Source organism: Pseudomonas sp. KCJK9000 (assembly GCF_046230725.1).
GTDB classification, from domain to species: domain Bacteria; phylum Pseudomonadota; class Gammaproteobacteria; order Pseudomonadales; family Pseudomonadaceae; genus Aquipseudomonas; species Aquipseudomonas promysalinigenes.
In genome coordinates, this window is the sequence record NZ_JBJJLN010000002.1 from 158204 (window position 1) to 179879 (window position 21676).

14 protein-coding genes are annotated in these 21676 nt (G+C 62.0%); 5 read left to right on the forward strand and 9 right to left on the reverse strand.

Features of this window, described 5'->3' with window-relative positions:
- Positions 1–74 precede the first annotated feature (74 nt).
- The 3 genes from ACK59H_RS02000 to ACK59H_RS02010 all read right to left on the reverse strand — a co-directional run bounded on the left by ACK59H_RS02000 (position 75) and on the right by ACK59H_RS02010 (position 6212).
- Positions 75–2486, reverse strand: a complete 2412-nt coding sequence (locus tag ACK59H_RS02000) for a glucose/quinate/shikimate family membrane-bound PQQ-dependent dehydrogenase (RefSeq protein WP_060477873.1) — start codon at positions 2484–2486, stop codon at positions 75–77.
- A 42-nt stretch (positions 2487–2528) separates the two neighbouring features.
- Positions 2529–3875 carry a carbohydrate porin gene (locus ACK59H_RS02005; protein ID WP_060477872.1) on the reverse strand — a complete coding sequence of 449 codons (1347 nt, stop codon included), beginning with the start codon at positions 3873–3875 and terminating at the stop codon, positions 2529–2531.
- Positions 3876–4172: 297 nt separating this feature from the next.
- Positions 4173–6212, reverse strand: a complete 2040-nt coding sequence (locus ACK59H_RS02010; protein ID WP_060477871.1) for a TonB-dependent receptor — start codon at positions 6210–6212, stop codon at positions 4173–4175.
- 163 nt (positions 6213–6375) lie between these two features.
- Here ACK59H_RS02010 and ACK59H_RS02015 point away from each other — a divergent pair, with 163 nt between their 5' ends.
- Both ACK59H_RS02015 and ACK59H_RS02020 read left to right on the forward strand, forming a co-directional pair.
- Complete coding sequence (locus ACK59H_RS02015; RefSeq protein WP_060477870.1) at positions 6376–6597, forward strand: VF530 family DNA-binding protein; 222 nt, start codon at positions 6376–6378, stop codon at positions 6595–6597.
- A gap of 1 nt (position 6598) precedes the next feature.
- On the forward strand, positions 6599–7234 hold the full coding sequence (locus ACK59H_RS02020) for a Pr6Pr family membrane protein (RefSeq protein WP_409264206.1): 636 nt from the start codon (positions 6599–6601) through the stop codon (positions 7232–7234).
- Between the two features lie 176 nt (positions 7235–7410).
- Here the strand turns inward: ACK59H_RS02020 and ACK59H_RS02025 are convergent, their stop codons facing one another.
- From ACK59H_RS02025 to ACK59H_RS02035, 3 genes are all read right to left on the reverse strand, one after another.
- Positions 7411–8169 (reverse strand): siderophore-interacting protein, encoded by a 759-nt coding sequence (locus tag ACK59H_RS02025; protein ID WP_397467497.1) that lies wholly within the window; start codon positions 8167–8169, stop codon positions 7411–7413.
- Positions 8162–8704 carry a PadR family transcriptional regulator gene (locus ACK59H_RS02030; protein WP_409264207.1) on the reverse strand — a complete coding sequence of 181 codons (543 nt, stop codon included), beginning with the start codon at positions 8702–8704 and terminating at the stop codon, positions 8162–8164. Before ACK59H_RS02030 ends, ACK59H_RS02025 begins: the two co-directional genes overlap by 8 nt.
- An 85-nt stretch (positions 8705–8789) precedes the next feature.
- Complete coding sequence (locus ACK59H_RS02035) at positions 8790–11927, reverse strand: transglycosylase domain-containing protein (protein ID WP_409264208.1); 3138 nt, start codon at positions 11925–11927, stop codon at positions 8790–8792.
- A gap of 377 nt (positions 11928–12304) precedes the next feature.
- On the opposite strand from ACK59H_RS02035, the gene ACK59H_RS02040 reads away from it, so the two are divergent.
- Positions 12305–13723 carry an amino acid permease gene (locus ACK59H_RS02040; RefSeq protein WP_409264209.1) on the forward strand — a complete coding sequence of 473 codons (1419 nt, stop codon included), beginning with the start codon at positions 12305–12307 and terminating at the stop codon, positions 13721–13723.
- A gap of 51 nt (positions 13724–13774) precedes the next feature.
- On the opposite strand, the gene ACK59H_RS02045 is transcribed toward ACK59H_RS02040, so the two are convergent.
- Complete coding sequence (locus tag ACK59H_RS02045; protein WP_409264210.1) at positions 13775–15394, reverse strand: FMN-binding glutamate synthase family protein; 1620 nt, start codon at positions 15392–15394, stop codon at positions 13775–13777.
- An 88-nt stretch (positions 15395–15482) separates the two neighbouring features.
- On the opposite strand from ACK59H_RS02045, the gene ACK59H_RS02050 reads away from it, so the two are divergent.
- Positions 15483–15788, forward strand: a complete 306-nt coding sequence (locus tag ACK59H_RS02050) for a DUF3077 domain-containing protein (RefSeq protein WP_409264211.1) — start codon at positions 15483–15485, stop codon at positions 15786–15788.
- Between the two features lie 59 nt (positions 15789–15847).
- Here ACK59H_RS02050 and ACK59H_RS02055 read toward each other — a convergent pair whose 3' ends face one another.
- Entirely contained in the window at positions 15848–20143 is a 4296-nt protein-coding gene (locus ACK59H_RS02055; RefSeq protein ID WP_409264212.1) for a DEAD/DEAH box helicase, read from the reverse strand.
- Between the two features lie 91 nt (positions 20144–20234).
- Here ACK59H_RS02055 and ACK59H_RS02060 point away from each other — a divergent pair, with 91 nt between their 5' ends.
- A complete protein-coding gene (locus ACK59H_RS02060) occupies positions 20235–20648 on the forward strand; it encodes an NUDIX hydrolase (protein WP_409264213.1) in 414 nt (137 codons plus the stop codon).
- On the opposite strand, the gene metR is transcribed toward ACK59H_RS02060, so the two are convergent.
- Positions 20632–21549 (reverse strand): transcriptional regulator MetR, encoded by a 918-nt coding sequence (gene metR / locus ACK59H_RS02065; protein WP_060477861.1) that lies wholly within the window; start codon positions 21547–21549, stop codon positions 20632–20634. The genes ACK59H_RS02060 and metR overlap by 17 nt on opposite strands.
- Between the last annotated feature and the right edge of the window lie 127 nt (positions 21550–21676).

Consider the following 21676-nt stretch of genomic DNA (forward strand, 5'->3'; position numbering starts at 1 on the left):
TTGCTCGACAGCAGATGAGCTGCCCGCAAAGGGAAGAGGCCCCTACAGGGCTGTGCCTGTAGGGGCTGCATGGCTTAGTCGGGAAGTTTGTAAGCGATGATGTAATCGCCCATTTTGGTGCCGAGCGAGCCGTGGCCGCCGGCAACGATCAGCACATACTGCTTGCCGTCCTTGCCGGTGTAGGTCATCGGTGTGGCTTGGCCACCCGCTGGCAGGCGAGCCTTCCAGATTTCCTTGCCATTGTTCACGTCATAGGCACGCAGATACTGGTCCAAGGTACCGCTTAGGAAGCCGACGCCACCTGCGGTGACGATCGAGCCGCCCATGCTTGGCACGCCTACCGGCATACCGATCGGCACTGGGGTGCTATCACGGGTGGTGCCATTTTTGTGTTTCCACACGACCTTGTTGGTGAACAGGTCGATGGCGGCGACATAGCCCCAGGCTGGCGCCTGGCATGGGATGCCCAGCGGCGACATGAACGGGTGCATGGTCACCGCGTACGGAGCGCCGGTATTGGGCTGCACACCACTGGTTTCACTTTCGCGTTTGCTGCCAGCGGCCACTTGCTCGCGCGGCACCATTTTCGACACGAAGGCCATGTAGTTGGGCGAGGTGAACAGCAGCTGGCGCACTGGGTCGACCGATACGCTGCCCCAGTTGAAGACGCCGACGTTGCCTGGGTATACCAGGGTGCCCTGCTCGGATGGCGGCGTGTACTGGCCTTCATAGCGCAGTTCGCGGAACTGGATGCGGCACAGCATCTGGTCGAAGGGTGTGGCACCCCACATGGCCTGCTCGGTCAGCTCTGGGCCAAGCAGGTTGAGGTCGGAACGGGCCTGGGTTGGAGCGGTGTGGTCACCTTTGACCGCGCCTTGCGGCACCGGGATCTCGCGAATCGGCACGATCGGCGTGCCGTCGCGGCGGTCGAGCACGTACAAGCTACCTTGCTTGGTCGGCACGATGATGGCCGGCTTCACGCCTTCTTTGGTCTTCAAGTGGACCAGCGTTGGCTGGCTGCCGACGTCCATGTCCCACAGGTCGTGATGGGTGAACTGGTAGTTCCAGCGGGCTTTGCCGGTGGCAAGGTCAAGTGCGACCACGCCGGCGCTGTACTTCTCGGCGCCGGGGGTACGGTCGGCGCCCCATTGGTCAGGGGTCTGGTTGCCCAGGGGCAGGTAGACCATGCCAAGGTCTTCATCGACGCTGGCCAGCGACCACATGTTGGCCGAGTTGCGGCTGTACATCTTGCCAGGGGCCAATGGCTTGGTGTCGTCCGGGTTGTTGCTGTCCCAGTTCCACACCAGGTGGCCATCATGCACGTCGTAGGCACGGATCACACCCGAAGGCTCGTTGGTCGACTCGTTGTCGGTGACGTGGCCACCGATGATCACCAGGCTGCGGGTGACGGCTACCGGCGAAGTGGAGTAGTAGCCGCCCGCAGTGAATGGGCCGATACCGGTGGTCAGGTCAATTGCGCCCTGGTTGGCGAAGCCTTCGCAGACCTTGCCGTTGTCGGCGTTGATAGCGATCAGGCGGGCGTCGGCGGTGGGCAGGTAGAGACGGCGTGGGCAGGCTTGTGCCACGGCCTGACCGGCATCCGATACCTTCGGCACCGGGCTGCCGTCGCGGCTGACGTAACTGTTCTCGTCGTAGTACGAAACGCCGCGGCAGGTCATGTGGGCGAAGCCCTTGAAGGTGCCTACCGGGGTCTTGATCTGCGGGTCGTAGCGCCAGATCTCGGCTCCGGTATCCGGGTCCAGTGCCAACACCTTGCTGTGGGCGGTGCAGGCATACAACATGCCGTTGGCCTTGAGCGGGGTGTTTTCGTTGGTCAGCTCGACCGGGTCGTTATCGGTCGGCAGATCGCCAGTGCGGATGCGCCAGGCTTCTTCCAGACGGTAGGCATTTTGTGGGGTGATCTGGCGCAGCGGCGAATAGCGGTCACCATGCTCGGTTCGGCCGTAAGCCTGCCAGTCGCCATCCGGCATGGCCGGCGCAGCGGCGCCCATTTCACTGCTGTCGCGGCCCAGCTCGCCGAACACTTCACCTGGGTGAGTGAACTGGCTACCCAAGGCGCAAGCACCCGAAGCCAGCACGGCAACGCTGAGCAATGCGGTGTTGGCTTTGGCAGCGGGGCCGATCAGTGGGCGACGAGCCCACGGTAGCAGCAGCACCACGCCAATGGCGAACCAGATGGCCAGGCGCGGCACCAGTTGCCACCAGTCCAGGCCCACTTCGTGCAAGGCCCAGGCAGTGCTGCCCAGCAACACCAGGCCATAAAGGCCCAGGCCAAGGCGGCGGCTGGCCAGCAACAGGGCGCCCGATACGGCAAAGCCGAGACCGGCGATCAGGTAGTACAGCGATCCGCCCAGTTGGCTCAGCTTGATGCCGCCGGCCAGCAAGGCCAGGCCCATCAGCAGCAGCAGCACGCCCATCAGGCGCGGGAGCCAGCGGGTTCCTGGATTGGCACCGTCAGTGCTCATTTTAGGTTCTCCGTTATGTGAAGTTGGTCAGTTCGAATGGGGTCAGAATGTGCTTTGGATCTTGAGGCCGCCGACCAGCGCGTCGTCGACGTGCGATACCCCGCCCGGATGGCGGATGTACTGAAGGTTGGGGCGCACGGTGAGCCAATTGGCCAAGTGAATGCCGTAATAGAGCTCGGCGCTGTACTCGGTGTCTTGCACCGGCAGGTAGCCTGGGTTGTCGTAGTCGTCCAGGCCGGCCATCTGATTGGCCAGGCGGGCGTTTTTGCGGTAGGCAGGGTTGGCGTGCACGCGGGCGAGAGCAAAGCCAATGTCGTCCTTGGCGCGGGCGTCAAAGGGGCCTTTGTAAACCAGTCCTGCTTGAACATAGTTATCGATGACATTGGTTTTCTTGTCGTGCATCGTGGCGTTAGCGAACAGGCTCAGGCCGCGTGACTGGTCGGATGCCAGCGAAGTGATCTGCTGCTGCGCTCCAAGCCACACGCCATGCTTGCTCGAACTGCTGCGGTAGGCGGCGCCACTGAGGGCGGCCGGCTGGCCGTTGCTGTCCTTCAGAACATCCTGTGCCTTGGCATTACTGTAGTAGTAGCCGGCGCGATATTCCCCTTTCAGGCCTTTGACGTGCGGGCTCCACACCAGTTCGATCGGCATTACAGCACCTTGCGTGCCGCTGCCGCTGAGCTTGAAACCATTGCCTGATTCAAGGTTCGACGGGTTCTGCTCGTACACGCCAACCTGGGCATACAGCGCGGGGGTCAGGTCATAGCGCACGCGCATCGCCCACTGGCTGACCGGCCAGTTGTACCAGATGCCGCCCACCCAGTTGCCTACCTGCGAGCCACAGAAGGCCAGGTTCTGGAAGTCGCACGGGAAACTGTTGAAGTCCTCGCCTTCGCCGAAGCGGCCGACTTTAACGTCCAGGGCGCCATCGAAATACTTCTGCTTGATCCACATCTGCGTCAGCCGCCAGGTCTGGCCACGGCCCCAGACTTCCTGGGCGGAGGTAAAACCGCCGACACGAGGGTCGTTGATACGGTCGTTGCTGATGTTGTCACCATGGCGTTCGGTGACGGTCAGCTGGGCCTCGGTGTCGTTCCAGCCGAGGATCTTTTGCAGGTCCAGATGGCTGGTGAAGGTGAATTGGTCGCTGTAACGCGCTGTGCGGTCATGATCAAACCCGCCATGCAGGTTGCTGCCCATCTCGCCGGTGTAGCCGAGGGTGAAGTCGTAGCCTTGCGCTTGCAGCGCGCTGCGGGTGCCGCCCCAGTCGCCGAACATCCAGGGTGAATCCTGGGTGAATGCGTCGCTGGCATTGGCTGTGGCGGGTAGGCCTGCAGCCAGGGCGATGAACGCCAGGCTGGTGTAGCGGGGTTTGGGCAGTTGGAACATGAGATAGCGCTGTCTTTTTGATTTTTGAGAAAACGGCAAGCGCATCGAGGAGGTAACTCTTCGATGGTGATGGCTTTTAGGTATGTTGGATGAAGCGATTCAGCTGCGGCGGGAGGATATAGGGGAAGCCATAGAAAAAAAAGACAAATTGTCGCAGTTCATTGTTGCAGATCTGGTAACAAACCTCTTTGCGTTGGCCAGCGCCCATGCTGTGAATCAGCGTGCTCACCCGCGACTATCATGCAGTGTTGATCTCTGCACTCGCGAGTGAACCGCTGCTCTGTAAGCTACGTCAGGTCAGAATGTGGTTCGCAAGCCCACCTCAACGCTGCGCCCTGGTGCCGGCGCGATATCTCGCAGAATCGAGCTGGCGTAGCGCACGGTCTGGTCCGTCAGGTTCTCACCGCGCACGAAGGCCAGCCACTGGCTCTGGCCAACGTCGAAGCGATAGCCGACGCTGGCCCCAAGGGTGGTGTAGCCGGCAGTGCTGGTTTCATTCTCAGGCTTGCGGTGCTGCGATGCGGCATGTTGTACATCAATGCGAGCCTGCCAGCGCTCGAGTTCCCAAACCAGGCCACTGTTCAAGCGCAGTGGCGCAATGCGTGGCAGCGGCTGGCCATTGTCCAGGTTCTTGGCCCGGGTGTAATCGCCGGACAGCTCCAGCGCGAAACTGCCCAGGCGGTTCTCGGCCAGCTGCCAGCGGTCCTGGGCCTCGATGCCGTAGAAGCGTGCGCGCACGCCTTGATACTGGTATTCAGGGAAGCCGCTGTGATCGTGGTCGTCGTCTTCATGGTCATGGTCGTGGTCATGGCCTTCACGCACATTTCCGGTGCCGATCAGGCCTATGTAGTTGCGAAAGTGGCTGTAGAACACCCCAACGCTCCCTTTGTGGGTGCCATTGTCGAAGCGCAGCGCCAGGTCGGTGGAAATGGCCTTTTCCTTAGTCAGGCTGGGATCACCGACTTCATAGGCGCCGGTAGCCACATGGGCGCCGTTGGCGTAGAGCTCGTAGAACGTTGGCGCCCGCTCGGTGTAGCCGAGGTTGGCGGCCAGCGACCAGATTGGGTCGAGCTGGTACACCGCGCCCGATGACAGGCTAAAGGCGTTGAAGCTGCTGGCGCTGTCGGCGTCGGCGAATGTGGCGTTGCCCTTTGCGTCGGGGTCGACACGGGTATGCTCCATGCGGGCACCAAGGCTCAGTTTCAGGCGTTCGGAGGCTTGCCACTGCTCAAGCATGAACAGCGCCAGGCTGTCGGTGTCGGTGTGGGGGACAAATGCTTCCTCACCCAGGGCGGAAAACTCATTGCGGCTGACCTGGGCACCGACCACGCCTTCAAGCGGGCCAAGGGGTTGATGGCGGGCTTCTACGCGTGCCTCGTAACCTTTGTTGCGAAAGGTGGTATGGACTTCGCCTTCTTCGATTTCGCGATGTTCGTAGTCGGTGTAGCCGGCATCGACCTTTACCGAGGTGAAAGGGCCGGTCAGGTCGCGCAGTTGTGAGGTGAAGGCGTAATGGTCCTGCTTCATGTCCAGTCGCACACCAGGCTCTGCCACCGAGCCGTAGTTGCTGTCGTAGCGGCTGTAGGACAGGCCGGTATAGCCATGCTCCCAATTGTAGGAACCACCGATGGCGCCGCCGTCCTGACGGCCGTCGCTGTTCGCTAGGCGGTGACGGCTGCTTGGTGCGTCGGGGTCGCGCACCTTGGCGCTTTGCGCGTAACCGGGAATGCGCAGGTCATTGAACTGACGGCTATTGGCGTCCAGGTGCAGGGCGAACGTGCCGTTACCGGCCTCAAGCTTTCCGGCACTGCTGCGGGTGGTATCGGCGCCGCCGTAACGTAGTTCACCAGCGCCATGGATACCCTCGATAGGCGAATCGGGGATGCGGTTATCGAAGGTGTTGATTACCCCACCAATGGCGTTACCGCCATAGAGCAAGGCGGCAGGGCCGCGGATGATTTCCACGCGCTCGACCGTGACCGGGTCCAGCGGCACAGCGTGGTCATAAGAAAGCGACGAAGCATCCAACGCACCCACACCGTTGCGCAGGATACGGATGCGGTCGCCATCGAGGCCCCGAATTACCGGGCGGCTGGCACCTGGGCCAAACCAGGTTGAGGCAACGCCGGGTTGCCTGTTCAAGGTTTCGCCAAGGCTGGCGTGCTGTTGTTGCAGCAATTTGTCGCCTTCGAGCACGGAACTCGGCGCAGCCGATTCACGGTTACCCAGCGGGTTGCCGGTGATGATCTGAGGTTCAAGTTCCACTGCCTGGGTGGGAGAGGCAGCCAGGCAAAGGGCGACAGCGATGGGGGAGAGGCGAAGCGGGATGTACAGCATGGGGATGGGGCGTTCCTTGGCAGTCATGTTTTATTGTTACAATATAACATCTCTATTTCAGCACAGCCCTTTTTGCCCTGCCAGCGGTTTTTCAACACCTCTCACAGGTCCCGCCTGCCTCTACACTCGTGTAAGGTGCGCATCTTTGTAATGGAGCACTGGCATGAGTACGGCCCAACACAATGCTTTGCATGGTAAGACCCTCGAACAGATCCTCACTGAGCTGGTGGCGCACTACCAATGGAAGGGCCTGGCCGAGCGCGTTGATGTGCGCTGTTTCAAGAGCGACCCGAGCATCAAGTCGAGCCTGACCTTCCTGCGCAAGACGCCTTGGGCGCGGGAGAAGGTCGAGCAGCTGTACGTACAACTGCAGCGCCGGGGCTGATATGCCACGGCGCCCCTGGCTGACGTCGATGGCGTTGCTTGGCTGGTTTGGCCTTACGGTGCAGGTCTATCTAGTGCTGCTGGCGCGCTGGCAAGAGCAAGCCAGCTTGATTGGCGGCCTGATCAATGTGTTCGGCTATTTCACGGTGCTGACCAACACGTTGGTTGCCACGGTCCTGAGTTATGCGGCGTTCGGCCGCGAATCTGCGGCCAAGCGTTTCTTTCTGACGCCGTCTGTAAGCTCTGCGGTGGCGGCCAGCATCATCTTGGTGGCGCTCGCTTACAGCATACTGTTGCGTCACCTATGGCACCCAGAAGGCTGGCAGTGGCTGGCCGATGAGCTGCTGCACGATGTGATGCCGTTGCTGTTCACCCTTTACTGGTGGTTCGAGGTGCCCAAGGGCAGCCTGCGGCTCAAGCACCTGGGGATCTGGGCACTGTACCCTGCGGTGTATTTCGCTTATGCGCTGTGGCGGGGAAGTGAGATCGGGGCTTATCCGTACCCGTTCATCGATGTGGCAAGCCTGGGGTATGGGCCGGTGTTACTCAACGCCCTTGGGGTATTGGCGGGTTTCTGGGGGATCGGGTTGGTATTGCTGGGGTTGGATCGGTGGCGGGGAAGGGACAGGTTGGCTTGACCTGCACTGGCCAGTGCTCGGGTATACCCGCTTGCACCGGAGATACTCAGACGTTGAATCCAAGCAATACCTGTGAAAACGGGTGGAGCGGCGCCGCAGGACAACGCCGGAGGGAGCAGCCAAGCACCTTGGGTGGCGGGTTTACCCGCGAACTGGCCAATGCACGAGAGAACCCTTTACGCGTGGTCGCCACCCCCATCGGCACGCCAGTAAGCGGCGGCTTTGAGAGCATCTTCAGCGATACCTTTTTCCAGCAGCAGCGCCTTAGCCTGCCGGGTTAGCGCTTTTTCCAGCGCCACCCAGCTGTACAGCTTGCCTTCGGGCAGGCTTAAATCTCTCAGCAACGCCAAAAGGTCTTGGTCCCGCTTGACCCACATGACTTCCACCTGCGCTGCGCTGGGCAGAGGTTGGCGCTCGTGCTCATCCTCGATCTGGATCACGGCCAGCACACGGCGCCCGGCTGGCAATTCCTGCAGACGCCGGCCAATGGCCGGGATCGCTGTTTCGTCACCCACCAGCAGGTAGCTGTCAAAGATATCCGGCACCACCATCGAAGCCCGTGGCCCGGCGATGTTCAGCACCTGCCCAGGGGTTGCCTGGGCCGCCCAAGTGGAAGCGGGGCCGTCGCCGTGCAGCACGAAATCGATATCCAGCTCGTTGGCCTGCAAGTCGATCCGCCGAGGCGTGTACTCGCGCATGGTTGGCCGGGTTGCGCCATCGCCCCCCAGTTGTCGGGCGTCGATGGCCTGTTGTTGTTCGGCGTTTTCGGCGAACAGCAGCTTGATGTGGTCGTCGCTGCCCAGGCTGGTGAAACCTTGCAACTCCTCACCCCCGAGGGTGATGCGGCGCATGCGCGGAGTCAGGTCGGTGACGCGTAGTACGTGCAGGCGACGTTGACGGATTTCGTGGTTGACGCGGTGAATGGTGTCACTCATGAGGGTTCTCCCTGACCGGTTCGCCCGGCCCGCAGGCGATGGCTTTTGCAGTGTCGTTGAGCAGGTTGCGCACCCGCTCGATTTCTTCAGGCGTCCAGCGGCCACTGTGCATGTGCAGGGCGTGGCGCAGGTTGCCAACCGCTTCATGGATTTCAGGTGGGCGGTCATGGCCACGCAACGCGCGCTTGCTGACCTCGATACGCATGCGTACGCCGTCCAGGGCCACTGCCTGGTCGGCCAGCGCGCTACGCCCCGCTGCAGTAATGGCATAAAGACGTTTGCTGCCATGCACCTGGCCGCTGATCAACTCGGCTTCTTCGAGGAAGTTGAGGGTCGGGTAGATCACGCCAGGGCTTGGTGAATAGCTGCCGTCGAAGAGGTTTTCGATCTGCCGGATCAGGTCGTAGCCGTGGCCTGGTTGCTCAGCCAGCATCGACAGCATCAGCAGCTTGAGGTCACCGGGTGCGAAGACCCGCGGGCCCCGCTCACCGCGCGGGCGACGTTCAAAAAGGTCATGGGTGCCATGGTCACGCATGATGAGTTTCCTGTGTTTCGATATATCGCAAGATATTACTCAAGATATATCTAAACACAAGTCGCTAAATGCGGATAATTATCATCTAACTTTTAGATGGATCGCTGCCACGCATGGCAACCTGCGGTGGTTTGCATTCGTTGGGGTTACCCGGCTGCAGGTAAGGCATCAGGATCGGGGCCATGCCCTTGAGCACTTGCACCGGCAATGCCGAAGTGAAGGTGAAGGCCTCCGCAGTGCGCCCCGGCACGAAGGCAGTCAATGTGCCGAAGTGATTGTCGCCGAGGTAGAACACGAACGTGGCCGTACGGTTGAGCGAGCGCGAGCCAATCAGGCGGCCGCCGGCGCCAAAGCTTTCGATACGGTTGTCGCCGGTGCCGGTCTTGCCACCCATCACCAACGGTGTGCCGTCATTGAGCTTGAAACTTCCGGAGATCCGCCTTGCAGTACCTGCGTCGACCACCTGCGACATGGCACCTTTGAGTGCGCGAGCCACTTCCACTGGCAGAATCCGCACACCACGATCCGGGTCGCTGATCAGCTTGGTTTCATAGGGCGTATTGGCGGCGAAGTGCAAGGTATCGATGCGCAGCGTAGGCAGGCGCACACCGTCGTTCTGGATGATACCCACCAGCTCTGAAAGCGCCGCCGGACGGTCGCCGGAACTGCCGATCGCGGTAGCCAGTGAGGGCACGAGGTGGTCGAACGGGTAGCCGACGCGCTTCCAGCGCTGGTGTATATCCAAGAACGCCTCGATCTCGACCATGGTGCGTATACGGCTGTCACGCGCCCCCTGATGACGGCTCTTGAACAGCCAGCCATACACTTCCTGGCGCTCGAAACGGCTGGCGTTGACCATTTCGCTGAGGGTGGAGCTCGGATGCTTCAACAGGTACCCCAGCAACCATAGATCCAGTGGATGCACCTTGGCGATGTAGCCCTGGTCCGGTAGGTCGTACTTGCCGGGGCCATAGGCTTCGTACATCTCTGCCAGTTTGCCGTCGGTGAGCTTGCCCAGGGCGAGCTTGTTGTCCTTGCTATGGGCGCGCACGAAGGCGTTGAAGGTTTCCTGGCTGGCTTCCGGGAACAGGTAGCGGTGCACCGCCGCAAGGCGCTGCGGCGTGGCGCGCATGCTGTCGAGGAAGGTGTCCAGGCGCTGCTGCGATGTCTTGCGCTGGTATTTCTTCCAGAAACGCATCAGGTAGCTGGTGCCTTCCTTGTCGGCGAAGCGAGCCAGGTATTCCTGGCGGCGCGGGTCAGCGTCGTCCTTGAGCAGTGGTACGCGATTGTAGGGCTGTTGGTAGGTGACATAGCGCACCAGGTCGCGCATCAGCCGAATGAACGGCAGGTTGATCGACTCGCGCAGGGCATCCTTGAGGGTGGGGTTACGGTTGTTGTCTTCCTTACGAAAGTTGTTGAACACATGCATGCCGCCGCCGGTGAAAAACGCCTCGCCGGTGTTTGCCGAGTACTTGCGCTCCAGCGCTGCATCGAGCATGGCGTCCAGGCTTTGGTTCTTGCTGTTTTGCGCCAGCCACTCCAGTGACCATTGAGTGATGCGGTCCAGTTCGGCGACGTCCACCTTCTTCAGCTCGGCCGGGGATTTGCCGGCGTATTTGTCATGCAGTTCGGCAATGATTTCAAGGTAGGTGGTCAGCACACGCAACTTGGCGGTCGAGCCCAGCTCCAGCTTGCTGCCTTCGTTGATGTCGAAGGGTTGGTTGGTGCTGTCGGTCTGCACCCGTACCCGCGAGCCATCGGCGGTGCGCTCGAACAAGGTGAAGCTGTAACTGACTTGGTCGGTGGTCTTGGCGGTGAGCAGACGTTCGCCGATCAGGCCCATTTGTGCAGCGAACTGTGGGTCGGCGAGGTTTTTCAGGTACTGGCTGACTTGCACTTGCAGGTCGGCCTGCAGGGTGCTGGTAGCGGAAAGGTCCAGCCGGTCAAGGTCGTACAGTGGGCGGTTGAGCATTGCTGCCAGGCGGTTGCGGGCCAGGCTGATACCTTTGTTGGTGATGATTGGCACGATGGTCGGCTGCGCCACCCAGTCGCGATACACCGCCTTGCTGGCCAGCGCCGCATCGGCCAGCGGCTGATCGATGATGTGGTTGGCGGCCAGCACGCGGATATGTGAGTCGGTAAGCTCTGCCAATTCGACCCGCCCTTTGGACAGGTAATGCGAAGGGCGGCGTTGAGCAATCATCAGCGACAGCACCTGCCGCAACGCCAAGCCCCGGGCGGCCATGCTCTGCGGGTCAGTGGCGGCGGAGGTCAACGCCTGGTTGACTTGATCGAAATCGGCGCCGTACCACACCCGCAAGCCTTCGGCCATGCCGTGCACTTCGCCATGGCCGGGCACCGCCGACAGCGGCACGCTGTTGAGGTAGTCCCGCACGATCCGCTGGCGCGCCTGGCTGGTATCTGGGCCGCCCTGGTAGGCACGCACGCTCGCCGAGATCATCTGGCGGATTTTTTCCGCGCCACTGACGGTCAGGCCATCGGGCGAGTGTCGGTATTTCTCCAGTTGCGTCGCCAGGGTGCTACCACCAGCGGATTGGCCCGGCAGTGCCAGGTACTTGGCCACTTGGCTGTAGGCAGCTTTGGCAAAGCGCGGCCAATCGACAGCCGGGTTATTGCGCACATCCTTGGTATCGAGCAAGTCGCGGTTTTCGATGAACAGCAGGCTATTGACCATCACCGAAGGGATGGAGGCGAAATCCGGGTACAGATGCTGGGGGTAGTTGTACTGGTAAAGCGTGTCGCCCCGGCAGTCGGTAATGGACAGGCCGGCCTGGATCTTTTCGATATAAGGGGCGAACAGGCCGTGATTGACGTAACTCATCAGCGCGGGGGAAAAGCGTACTTGCTCGCTGATCAGATAATCGCGTTTGAGTAGGCGTGGCAAAAATTCACCCAGCCCACTGTAGCCCAGGCGTTTGTCGAAAGGCCCGTCACCCGGATAGACAATGGCATCGCTCGGCCCCGGCTGCAGCGAATAGGTGAGGGTAGTGGCCAACTTGCTGAACTCACGGGATTGCAGGTTGGAAGTGCGGAACTCGTCATACGCTGCGAAACCGATGGCAATCAGGGCTACCGGCACGATCAGGATGATCAGCCGCCACCAGAGCCTGCGCTGACGAGGTGGCTGTGGTTGTGGCGCGCTGGCTGATGGTGCATCTGTTGCTTGCGTTGTACTTGGTTCCGATTGCCACAGTGCGCCCATAGTCTTCAATCCGGCCGGGTATTTTCGTCTTGCTTGTCTGAAGCTTAGACGTTGACGGCAGCAGGTGAAGAAATTGTCGGACAAGGAAAAACTGACCGAACGCTTTGCGCCCAGGGTTTGGCTTCGGTCCTGATGGGCTGAGGCGCAGTCGGGTAAGCACTCAGGTTCCCGGAAACTCTTGCTGATTTTTTACGTTTATATAGCGAAAACGCCTATACCGAACTTCCTATACTGCCCGACCCTTCGCCCTGCCGACCGCTCTGGGCCGGCATGCAGGGTGGCCCACAAGGCCAGCCTGGCAAGCCAACACTGTGCCTATCGGCACAGCCGGTGCTGCACGAAGGTCAAATCCAATAACAAAATGAGGTTGTATTGCTATGCCATTCGGCAACCATCCTGCCCCGGCCCAGCCCGCACAGGGCGGCCCGCTCAAGCGAGAGTTGGGCGAACGCCACATCCGTCTGATGGCCCTGGGCGCCTGTATCGGCGTTGGCCTTTTCCTCGGTTCGGCCAAAGCCATCGAAATGGCCGGCCCCGCAATCATGCTTTCCTACATTATCGGCGGCCTGGCCATTTTGGTGATCATGCGCGCCCTAGGCGAGATGGCCGTACATAACCCGGTCGCCGGCTCGTTCAGCCGCTACGCCCAAGACTACCTGGGCCCGCTGGCGGGCTTTCTGACCGGCTGGAATTACTGGTTTCTGTGGCTGGTGACCTGTGTCGCGGAAATCACCGCCGTGGCCATCTACATGGGTATCTGGTTCCCTGACGTGCCACGCTGGATCTGGGCCCTATCGGCGCTGGCCAGCATGGGGGCGGTCAACCTTATCGCGGTAAAAGCATTCGGCGAGTTCGAATTCTGGTTCGCCTTGATCAAGATCGTCACCATCATCGCCATGGTCGTTGGCGGCATCGGTGTAATCGCGTTCGGCTTGGGCAACGGGGGCGTTGCCATGGGTATCTCCAACCTGTGGAGCAACGGCGGTTTCATGCCCAATGGGGTGACCGGCGTGCTGATGTCGTTGCAAATGGTGATGTTCGCTTACTTGGGCGTCGAAATGATCGGCCTGACCGCCGGGGAAGCACGCAACCCGCAAAAAACCATCCCTCAGGCCATCGGCTCGGTGTTCTGGCGCATTCTGTTGTTCTATGTTGGCGCACTGTTCGTGATCCTGTCCCTGTATCCGTGGGACGCCATCGGCAGCCAGGGCAGCCCGTTCGTCATGACTTTCGAGCGCTTAGGGATCAAGACGGCTGCCGGCATCATCAACTTCGTGGTGATCACCGCTGCGCTGTCCTCGTGCAATGGCGGTATCTTCAGCACTGGCCGCATGCTCTACAGCCTGGCTGAGAATGGCCAGGCGCCCGCCATCTTCGCCCGCACCTCGAAAAGTGGCGTGCCGCGCAATGCCTTGCTGCTGTCCATCGCCGCGCTACTGCTGGGGGTTCTGGCCAACTACCTGGTGCCGGAGAAGGTATTCGTCTGGGTGACTTCGATCGCGACCTTCGGCGCCATCTGGACCTGGGTGATGATCCTGTTGGCCCAGATCAGGTTCCGTGCAGGCCTGTCCAGCGCTGAGCAGAAGGCGCTCAAGTACCGCATGTGGCTGTGGCCACTGAGTTCCTACCTGGCCCTGGCATTTCTGGTGCTGGTGGTGGGGCTGATGGCGTACTTCGAGGATACCCGCGTGGCGCTGTACGTCGGCCCGGCATTCCTGGTACTGCTGACCGTGCTCTATTACGCATTGCGCCTGGCGCCGAAACAGGCGCGCAACGAGGCCAGCAGCGCGTGCTGATGCCCAGCCGCTAGGGCCGACGAGCGGCCCTTTCGCGCTAGCCTGGCCTTGTCAGGCAGCCACATCATCGTGCGGCTCGAAGCTGTCTGCCCTGGCTAGTTGCCACATGCGCGAGTAGAACTGCCCATCGACTTCCCCGGTCAGCAGTTCGCCCGGCTTGAGGAACACATGCATCTGCGAGAACAGCTTGATCTCGGTCGCTGACACGCGCCGCACAAGGTGCTTGGCTTCCAGCTGCGCTGGGTGCTCCAGACCCGCGGCCGCCAGCATTTCAGCCAGCGCGCGCAAGGTGTTGTGGTGGAAGTTCAGCACCCGCTGGGCTTTGTCCGGCACTACCAGGGCACGCTGACGCAGTGGGTCTTGAGTGGCCACGCCGGTCGGGCACTTGTTGGTGTGGCAACTTTGCGACTGGATGCAGCCAATGGCGAACATGAAGCCGCGTGCCGAGTTGGCCCAGTCGGCGCCGATGGCCAGCACGCTTGCAATGTCGAAGGCGCTGACGATCTTGCCGCTGGCACCGAGCTTGATCTTGTCGCGCAGGTTCAGGCCCACCAAGGTGTTGTGCACGAACAGCAGCCCTTCGCGCAGCGGCACGCCGATATGGTCGGTGAACTCGACCGGTGCGGCGCCTGTGCCACCTTCCTTGCCGTCGACGACGATGAAGTCTGGCAAAATGCCGGTTTCCAGCATGGCTTTGGCGATGCCCATGAACTCCCATGGGTGGCCGAGGCAGAACTTGAAGCCCACCGGTTTGCCGCCCGACAGTTCTCGTAGCTGAGCAATGAAGTGCATCATCTCTATCGGTGTTGAGAAAGCGCTGTGCCGTGACGGTGAGATGCAGTCCTCACCCATCAGTACCCCACGGGTTTCGGCGATTTCCTCGGTCACCTTGTGCTTGGGCAAAATCCCGCCATGGCCGGGCTTGGCGCCTTGGCTCATCTTGATTTCGATCATCCGCACCTGCGGGGTGCGAGCCTGGGCGGCAAAGCGTTGCGGGTCGAAACGGCCATCAGCGGTGCGGCAGCCAAAGTAACCGCTGCCCAGTTCCCAGACCAGGTCGCCACCGTTTTCGCGGTGATAGGGGCTGATGCTGCCCTCGCCGGTGTCGTGGTGGAAATTGCCCAGCTTCGCCCCTTTGTTCAGGGCGCGGATGGCGTTGGCACTGAGTGAGCCGAAACTCATGGCCGAAATATTGAAGATCGAAGCCGAATAGGGCTGGCTGCATTGCGGGCCGCCGATCGTGATTCGAAAGCTGGCCGGGTCGCTCAGGGGCGCCGGGCGCATGGAGTGGCCGATGAACTCAAAGCCTGCCTCGTAAACGTCGATAAGCGTGCCAAAAGGTTTGTCCGAGGGTTCGTTCTTGGCCCGTGCATATACCAGCGAGCGCTGTGCGCGGGAGAACGGCAGGGCGTCACTGTCGGCTTCGAGCAAGTACTGGCGAATTTCTGGGCGGATGGCTTCGACCAGGTAGCGAATGTTGCCCAGGATCGGGTAATTGCGAAGTACCGCGTGGCGTTGCTGCAGAAGGTCGAACACCCCGATCAGGCTAAGGGCTGCAGTGGTAAGCGTGAATGGCCATAGCCATTGATGATGGAGCAGAGGCAGGCTTGCCAGGGTGAACAGGACGCAGGCGGTGAAGAAGGCATAACGGCTCAGAAGTGACAGGCTCATACGGGGTCCTTGCTATGGCGCGGTCAGGCTCAGGGCCTGGGGCAAACTTCGACCATAGCCAAGTCCAGTCGCGCTGCACAATTAAATAGTGCGGGCGAGCGTCAATGCCGTTGCGCCGCAACGCGGCCCAACGGCCTCAGATAACACTCGATTCACTGTCGGCAAAACCACATGCTTTCAGTGTGAGCATCAAACACACCCACTATTTCGCATCGAGCCGGGCATTCCCTGCCGTGATGCTCGCGAGCAGGCATCGGAATTGATGGGCTATGTGCGAGAGCTGACCATCATCGGCCTGATGGACGTGAAACCGATGATGATCTGGGTATCCCATTACCTGAGCGCCATGGCCAAGGCATTGATGGATGATGCCGAGCTGGGCATGGCCGGATAGGTATTGGCGAAAGGTTCGCAGCGCCCGGCAGACCGAGCGCAACACGGCTGGGCTTGATCTCAAAGGTGCTGCAACCCTGCCGGCATCCGCAGCAATTTCTCCTTCCAACTCGCCTGTTCCTGCGCCGACCCTTCGACCAGATAGCTGTATCGCCCAGCTATGCGCACGGCTACAGGCACGCCATCGCGATACAGCAGCCGGTTACCGTTGACCGCCGGCACTTTCGCGCCTGGCAGCAGCGCCCCGATCAAGTTCAGCGGGTCGCTTGCACTGACCACCACCAGTGTCTGTTCCAACGGCCGCCGGCGCACTTGCCTGAGCAAGCCGACTGCCTCCGGCAATGCGAATTGCTCACCAGCTAGCCCAGCAATGAAACGTCCCCCGCGTATTTCGCCACGCGCCTCCAGCCGTTGGTAGCAGCGCAACAACTCACGCCAGGGCGGCAGCACATCGCTTTCCCTTTCCAGCAGGCGCCAACAAATCACGCCGTAACGTTGCAGCAGGGCGCGGGCGATATGTTCCGTGCGCAGGCTCTGGTCGATGCTCGCCCCGCCCCGGCGCAGCAATGCCCAGCGCCCGGCATGGGCCATGCTGCTGGAAAGCGGCGGGTGAACACGGCGGCTGCCGCGCGAGGAGCGTTTGGCCGCGGGGGTGATTAAGCTGCGCAGCCCGGCAAAGCTGTCAGCGCCGACCAGGCCTGCGCCGACTAGCTGCTGCAAGGCCGTCTCCAGTTCACTGGGCAGGAGGCGCGCTTCTTGTGTCAGTTCGTCGAAGAACAACGCGCCCTGTGCTTGCAAGGCTTGCAGTACGCGTTGCGCCCGCCCGCCGAGTGCTTCGTGGTCAGGCTCAGGGGCAAGGCTGCGCCACTGGCCCAGGTGCTCACGTGGCAGCAGCACCACAGGTGTACTGGACAAAGTATTGCTGGCCACCGTGCCGGCTATCCGGCTCCAGGCGAACTGCCCACTGCGGCAGGCATCGTCCAGCCAGTGTGGGCTGTAGTCCTTGATTCGCGCAGGCAGCAGTTCTGCTTCCCAGGCACCGGCTGCACTGGGGAAGCCCTGTAGCTGGCCGAGTATTTGCGCCACTGCCTGCGGGCCGCGCAGGCGCTCGTCGGCGGTCAGGTGTTGCCAGTCGAACAGAAAACGCATGAAGTCCTGCAGGCTGACCGGTTCGATTTCCCGGCGCAGGCGTTTGACCGTGTAGCGATGGATGCGTGCCAGCAGGTGGCGTTCACACCATTGCAGCGCGACTGCCCCTGGGCTGAAGTGGCCGCGCAGTACATAGCCTTCGGCTTCCAGGCCGGCCAGTGCCTGTTCGATCTGCGCCGCAGGCTTGCCCAAGGGCTCGCAGATCTGCGCCAGGCTCAGGGGGCCATGGCCGCTCAAGCGGGCGCGCAGCAGCTCTTTCAACGCGCTTTCAGGGTCGATGCTTTGGTCGAAGCCGGGCAGGGGCTTCAGGGCGGGCGCAAGGTGCGCTGCCGGGTACAGCGTTTGCAGCAGGCTCTGACGCTCGCGCGCGAGCCAGAGGTTTTCATCGACCAGCTGCAAAGCCCGCCCAGCCTTGGCCAGTTGCCGCAGCAGCAGTGGCCAGCTCGGGTTAGCCTGGGCTTCATTCTCGCTGACAACGCCCAGGCTCATCAGTGCCTCGTGCATTTCGTCGGCATTGCTCGGTTGGGGCCAGGCTTCAGTCTGCACCGCAACAATGGCGTCGGCGTCCAGCGCGCCCAGGTCATCGCTGTTGTGCACCTCGCTCCAGCGCCGGTTGAGCACTGCCTGAGTGCGTCGTTCCTCCAGCGGCGCGTCGTCCAGAAAGGCGTACGGCCGTGCATTCAGAATGGCTGCGGCCAGTGGCGACGGCGCTGGCAGATCACGGCACAGCAGGCGCATCTGGCCGCTTTCGATGCGCCGCAGCAGCGCCAGCCAGCCTTCGCTGTCCATGGCTTCGTGCAGGCAGTCGTCGAGCGTCTGCTCGATCAGCGGGTGGTCGGGAATCTGCCGGTCGCCGGCGATGTTTTCAAGGCAGGCAATCTGGTCAGGGAACACCGCGGCAATCAGGTCCTCACCCTTCATGCGCTGGATCTGTGGTGCGACCTTGCGCCCGCCGACGAAACGCGGCAGCGCCATGGCCACGCCAGCGTTCCAGCGCCAGCGCACGCCGAACAGCGGTGCGTCCAGCAGCGCCTGGATCAACACCTGTTCAGCGTTGCGGCTGTTCAGAAAACGCCACACCTCATCGAGCTCGAAGCTGTGGCTGGTGGACAGCGAAAGCACGATAGCGTCTTCACTGGCCGCTGCCTGCAGTTCGAAATTGAAGGTGCGGCAAAAACGCTTGCGCAACGCCAGGCCCCAGGCACGGTTGATACGGCTGCCAAAGGGCGAGTGGATGATCAGCTGGGTACCGCCGGACTCATCGAAGAAACGCTCCATCAGCAAGGTCTGCTGTGAGGGCAGGGCACCGAGTACTTCGCGGGCGCGTCCCAGGTAATCGAGCAGCTGGCTGGCGCTTGCCTCGTTCAATTCGAAGGTTTGCCTGAGCCAATCCAGCACGCCTGCTGGGTTGCCCTGGTCCAGCTCGAGCCGCTGGTCCAGTTGTGCCTGCAACCGGGCGACTGCAGCGGACAGTTCATCGCTACGGCCTGGGGCTTCACCCAGCCAGAACGGAATGGTTGGCGCCTGGCCGTGAGCGTCCTCTACCCGTACTCGTCCGGGCTCGACTCGCACAATACGGTAAGAGGCATTGCCCAACTGGAAGATGTCACCTGCGATGCTTTCCACGGCGAAATCTTCGTTGACGCTGCCAATGTTCATCGCCTGTGGCTCGAGCAGCACGGCATAGTCGGCTGTCTCGGGGATGGTCCCGCCGCTGGTCAACGCGGTTAGCTGGCTGCCCCGACGCCCGCGCAGGGTGCCACTGACCGCGTCGCGGTGCAGGTAGGCACTGCGTACGCCCAGGCGCCCGTTGTAGCCCTCGGCGAGCATGCGCAGCAGTGCCTGGTAGTGCTCGGCGTCCAGCGTGGCATAAGGCGTGGCCTGGCGCAGGCAGTCGAACAGTGCCTGTTCATGCCAGGCCTGATTGCTGACTTCGGCGATGATCTGCTGGGCCAGCACATCCAACGGCGCGCGGGGGATATGCAATTCTTCGAGCTCGCCGCGGCGGATGCAGTCGAGCAGGGCCGTGCATTCGATCAGGTCATCCCGCGAAGTGGCGAACAGTCGCCCTTTGGGGGTGCCATCGACCTGATGCCCCGAGCGCCCCACCCGCTGCAGAAAGGCGGCAATGGAGCCGGGCGACTCGATCTGACAGACCAGGTCGACTTCGCCGATGTCGATGCCCAGCTCCAGCGAGGCTGTGGCCACCAACACCTGCAACTGGCCGCCTTTCAAGCGCTGCTCGGCATCCAGGCGCATTTCCTTGGCCAGGCTGCCATGGTGTGCAGCTACAGCCTGCTTACCTAGCCGGTCGCTCAAGTGGCGGGTAATGCGTTCAGCCAGTCGGCGAGTGTTGACGAACACCAGCGTGGTGCGGTGTTGCCGGGCCAAGTCTGCCAAACGGTCGTACACCAAGCCCCAGACGTCGGTGGCCATGACCGCGCCGAGTGGCACCGGGGGCACCTCGATGGCCAGGTCACGCTGACGGGCATGGCCGACATCGATCACGGCGCAAGGGCGGTGCTGGCCGACCAGAAACTGCGCCACTCGCTCCACCGGGCGTTGCGTGGCAGACAGCCCTATCCGGCGCAGGGGGCGTGCGCAAAGGGCTTGTAGACGCTCCAGGGTCAGCGCCAGGTGAGCACCGCGTTTGTTGCCGGCCAGGGCATGGATCTCGTCGACGATGACCGTGCCTACATGGGCAAGGCCGGCGCGCCCGGAAGCCGAGCCCATCAGCACGTACAACGACTCGGGCGTGGTGACCAGAATATGCGGTGCCAGTTTGCGCATCGCCGCGCGGGCCTTCTGCGGGGTGTCGCCGGTGCGCACGGCAGTGGTGATGGCCGGCGCCTCAAGGCCCTGGTCTGCCAACGCCTGGCTGATGCCTTCGAGCGGCGCCTGCAGGTTCAGGCGGATATCATTGGACAGCGCTTTGAGCGGCGACACATAGACTACCCGGGTTTGCGCAGGCAATTCCCCGCCCTGCGTCAGGCCCTCGCGAAACAGTTCGTCGAGCACTGCCAAAAACGCGCTAAGGGTTTTGCCCGAGCCGGTCGGGGCGGCGAGCAACAGGGACTGGCCGGCATGGATCAGCGGCCAGGCACGGGCCTGGGCATCGGTGACCGTGGCGAAGTGGCGGCCGAACCAGCTGCTCACGGCCGGGTGGAACAGCTCGAGCACTGGATGCTGATGGGCAGGGAGATTCATTGGTTGGTTATGGCGGTTCAATGCCCGCTTGGCAAGGGGCCATTTGTCGTTGATGTTCTGTAGACTGTGGGTTTTTCAACGAGCTCCCCCAATGCCCAACATCATCCGCATCGCCGCTGCCCTGCTCATCGACCCGCAAGGCCGAACCCTGCTGGTGCGCAAGCGCGGCACGCAGGCCTTCATGCAACCGGGTGGCAAGATCGACGCGGGTGAGTCAGCGGTACAGGCGTTGGTGCGCGAGCTACACGAAGAGCTGGGGCTGCTAATCGAGCCGGAGCAGGCGGTGCACTTGGGGCAGTTCAGCGCCCCTGCTGCCAACGAGCCGGGGTACCAGGTGCAGGCCGAACTGTTTCGCGTTGACAGTGCCGAGGCCGTCGCCCCGGCCGCAGAAATCGAAGAAGTGCTATGGCTGGCCGCCGATCAGGCTGCAAACCTGACGCTTGCGCCGCTGACCCGCGACCTGATACTGCCCTTGTACCGCCAGGCCGTCAGCGTACCGCACTGACCCCGTCCAGGGTGGCGAACGAGGTGTCCTTGGCGGTGAGCAGAAAGTCACGCATGTAAGGCGCATCGAGCATGTCGGTGCGTACCGCCGCGTACAGCGTGGCGAACAGCCCTTTCTCGCCAAGGCGTTTACCTTTCACATAGCCCCGCGAGCTGTATTCGTGCAGCGCCCAATGTGGCATACCGCAGACGCCCCGGCCGCTGGCTACCAACTGCATCATCATCACCGTCAGTTCCGAGGTGCGAACTGCGGCCGGCTCGATGTCGGCCGGTTCCAGAAAGCGGGTGAAGATGTCCAGACGGTCACGCTCCACCGGGTAGGTAATCAGGGTCTGGTCGAGCAGGTCCTGAGGCACGATGTATGGCTTGTTGGCCAAGGGATGCTGGTTGGCCACTGCAAGCATGGCCTCGTAGGTGAACAGCGGCACGTAGGTGATACCGGCCAAGTCCAGGGGGTCGGAGGTCACCACCAGGTCGAGGTCACCCCGGGCCAGTGCGGGTAGCGGGGCGAAAGAGAAGCCAGAGGCCAGGTCCAGCTCCACTTCCGGCCAGGCGTCGCGGAACTGATCGATGGTTGGCATCAGCCACTGAAAGCAGCTGTGGCATTCGATGGCCATGTGCAGGCGCCCCGCCGTGCCGCCCGCCAGCCGGGCTATGTCACGCTCGGCGCCGCGCAGGAGCGGTAGCGTGGCATCGGCCAGTTGCAGCAAGCGTAGGCCGGCACTGGTGAAGCGGATCGGCTTGGTCTTGCGCACGAACAGCGGCAGGCCAAGGCGTTCTTCCAACTCCTTGAACTGGTGGGACAGCGCCGATTGTGTCAGGTGCAGGCGCTCGGCGGCCTCCACCAGGCTGTCAGCTTCGCGCAGGGCATGCAGGGTTTTCAGGTGGCGGATTTCCAGCACGGCTGACTCCAAGAAAATAATTTGAGCAAATGGGCGATAAGTTGAGTTTCGCTCATGTTGCCCTGGCCTGTCGACTGGGCGCCGTGCCGCACCACTGGGCAGGGTTCATCAAATTGTCACTGAACTG

Excerpts from the sequence above, each read along its gene's own strand:
- ACK59H_RS02000 (WP_060477873.1), bottom strand. The coding sequence starts at position 2,486 with ATGAGCACTGACGGTGCCAATCCAGGAACCCGCTGGCTCCCGCGCCTG.
- ACK59H_RS02005 (WP_060477872.1), bottom strand. The coding sequence starts at position 3,875 with ATGTTCCAACTGCCCAAACCCCGCTACACCAGCCTGGCGTTCATCGCC.
- ACK59H_RS02010 (WP_060477871.1), bottom strand. The coding sequence starts at position 6,212 with ATGCTGTACATCCCGCTTCGCCTCTCCCCCATCGCTGTCGCCCTTTGC.
- ACK59H_RS02015 (WP_060477870.1), top strand. The coding sequence starts at position 6,376 with ATGAGTACGGCCCAACACAATGCTTTGCATGGTAAGACCCTCGAACAG.
- ACK59H_RS02020 (WP_409264206.1), top strand. The coding sequence starts at position 6,599 with ATGCCACGGCGCCCCTGGCTGACGTCGATGGCGTTGCTTGGCTGGTTT.
- ACK59H_RS02025 (WP_397467497.1), bottom strand. The coding sequence starts at position 8,169 with ATGAGTGACACCATTCACCGCGTCAACCACGAAATCCGTCAACGTCGC.
- ACK59H_RS02030 (WP_409264207.1), bottom strand. The coding sequence starts at position 8,704 with ATGCGTGACCATGGCACCCATGACCTTTTTGAACGTCGCCCGCGCGGT.
- ACK59H_RS02035 (WP_409264208.1), bottom strand. The coding sequence starts at position 11,927 with ATGGGCGCACTGTGGCAATCGGAACCAAGTACAACGCAAGCAACAGAT.
- ACK59H_RS02040 (WP_409264209.1), top strand. The coding sequence starts at position 12,305 with ATGCCATTCGGCAACCATCCTGCCCCGGCCCAGCCCGCACAGGGCGGC.
- ACK59H_RS02045 (WP_409264210.1), bottom strand. The coding sequence starts at position 15,394 with ATGAGCCTGTCACTTCTGAGCCGTTATGCCTTCTTCACCGCCTGCGTC.
- ACK59H_RS02055 (WP_409264212.1), bottom strand. The coding sequence starts at position 20,143 with ATGAATCTCCCTGCCCATCAGCATCCAGTGCTCGAGCTGTTCCACCCG.
- ACK59H_RS02060 (WP_409264213.1), top strand. The coding sequence starts at position 20,235 with ATGCCCAACATCATCCGCATCGCCGCTGCCCTGCTCATCGACCCGCAA.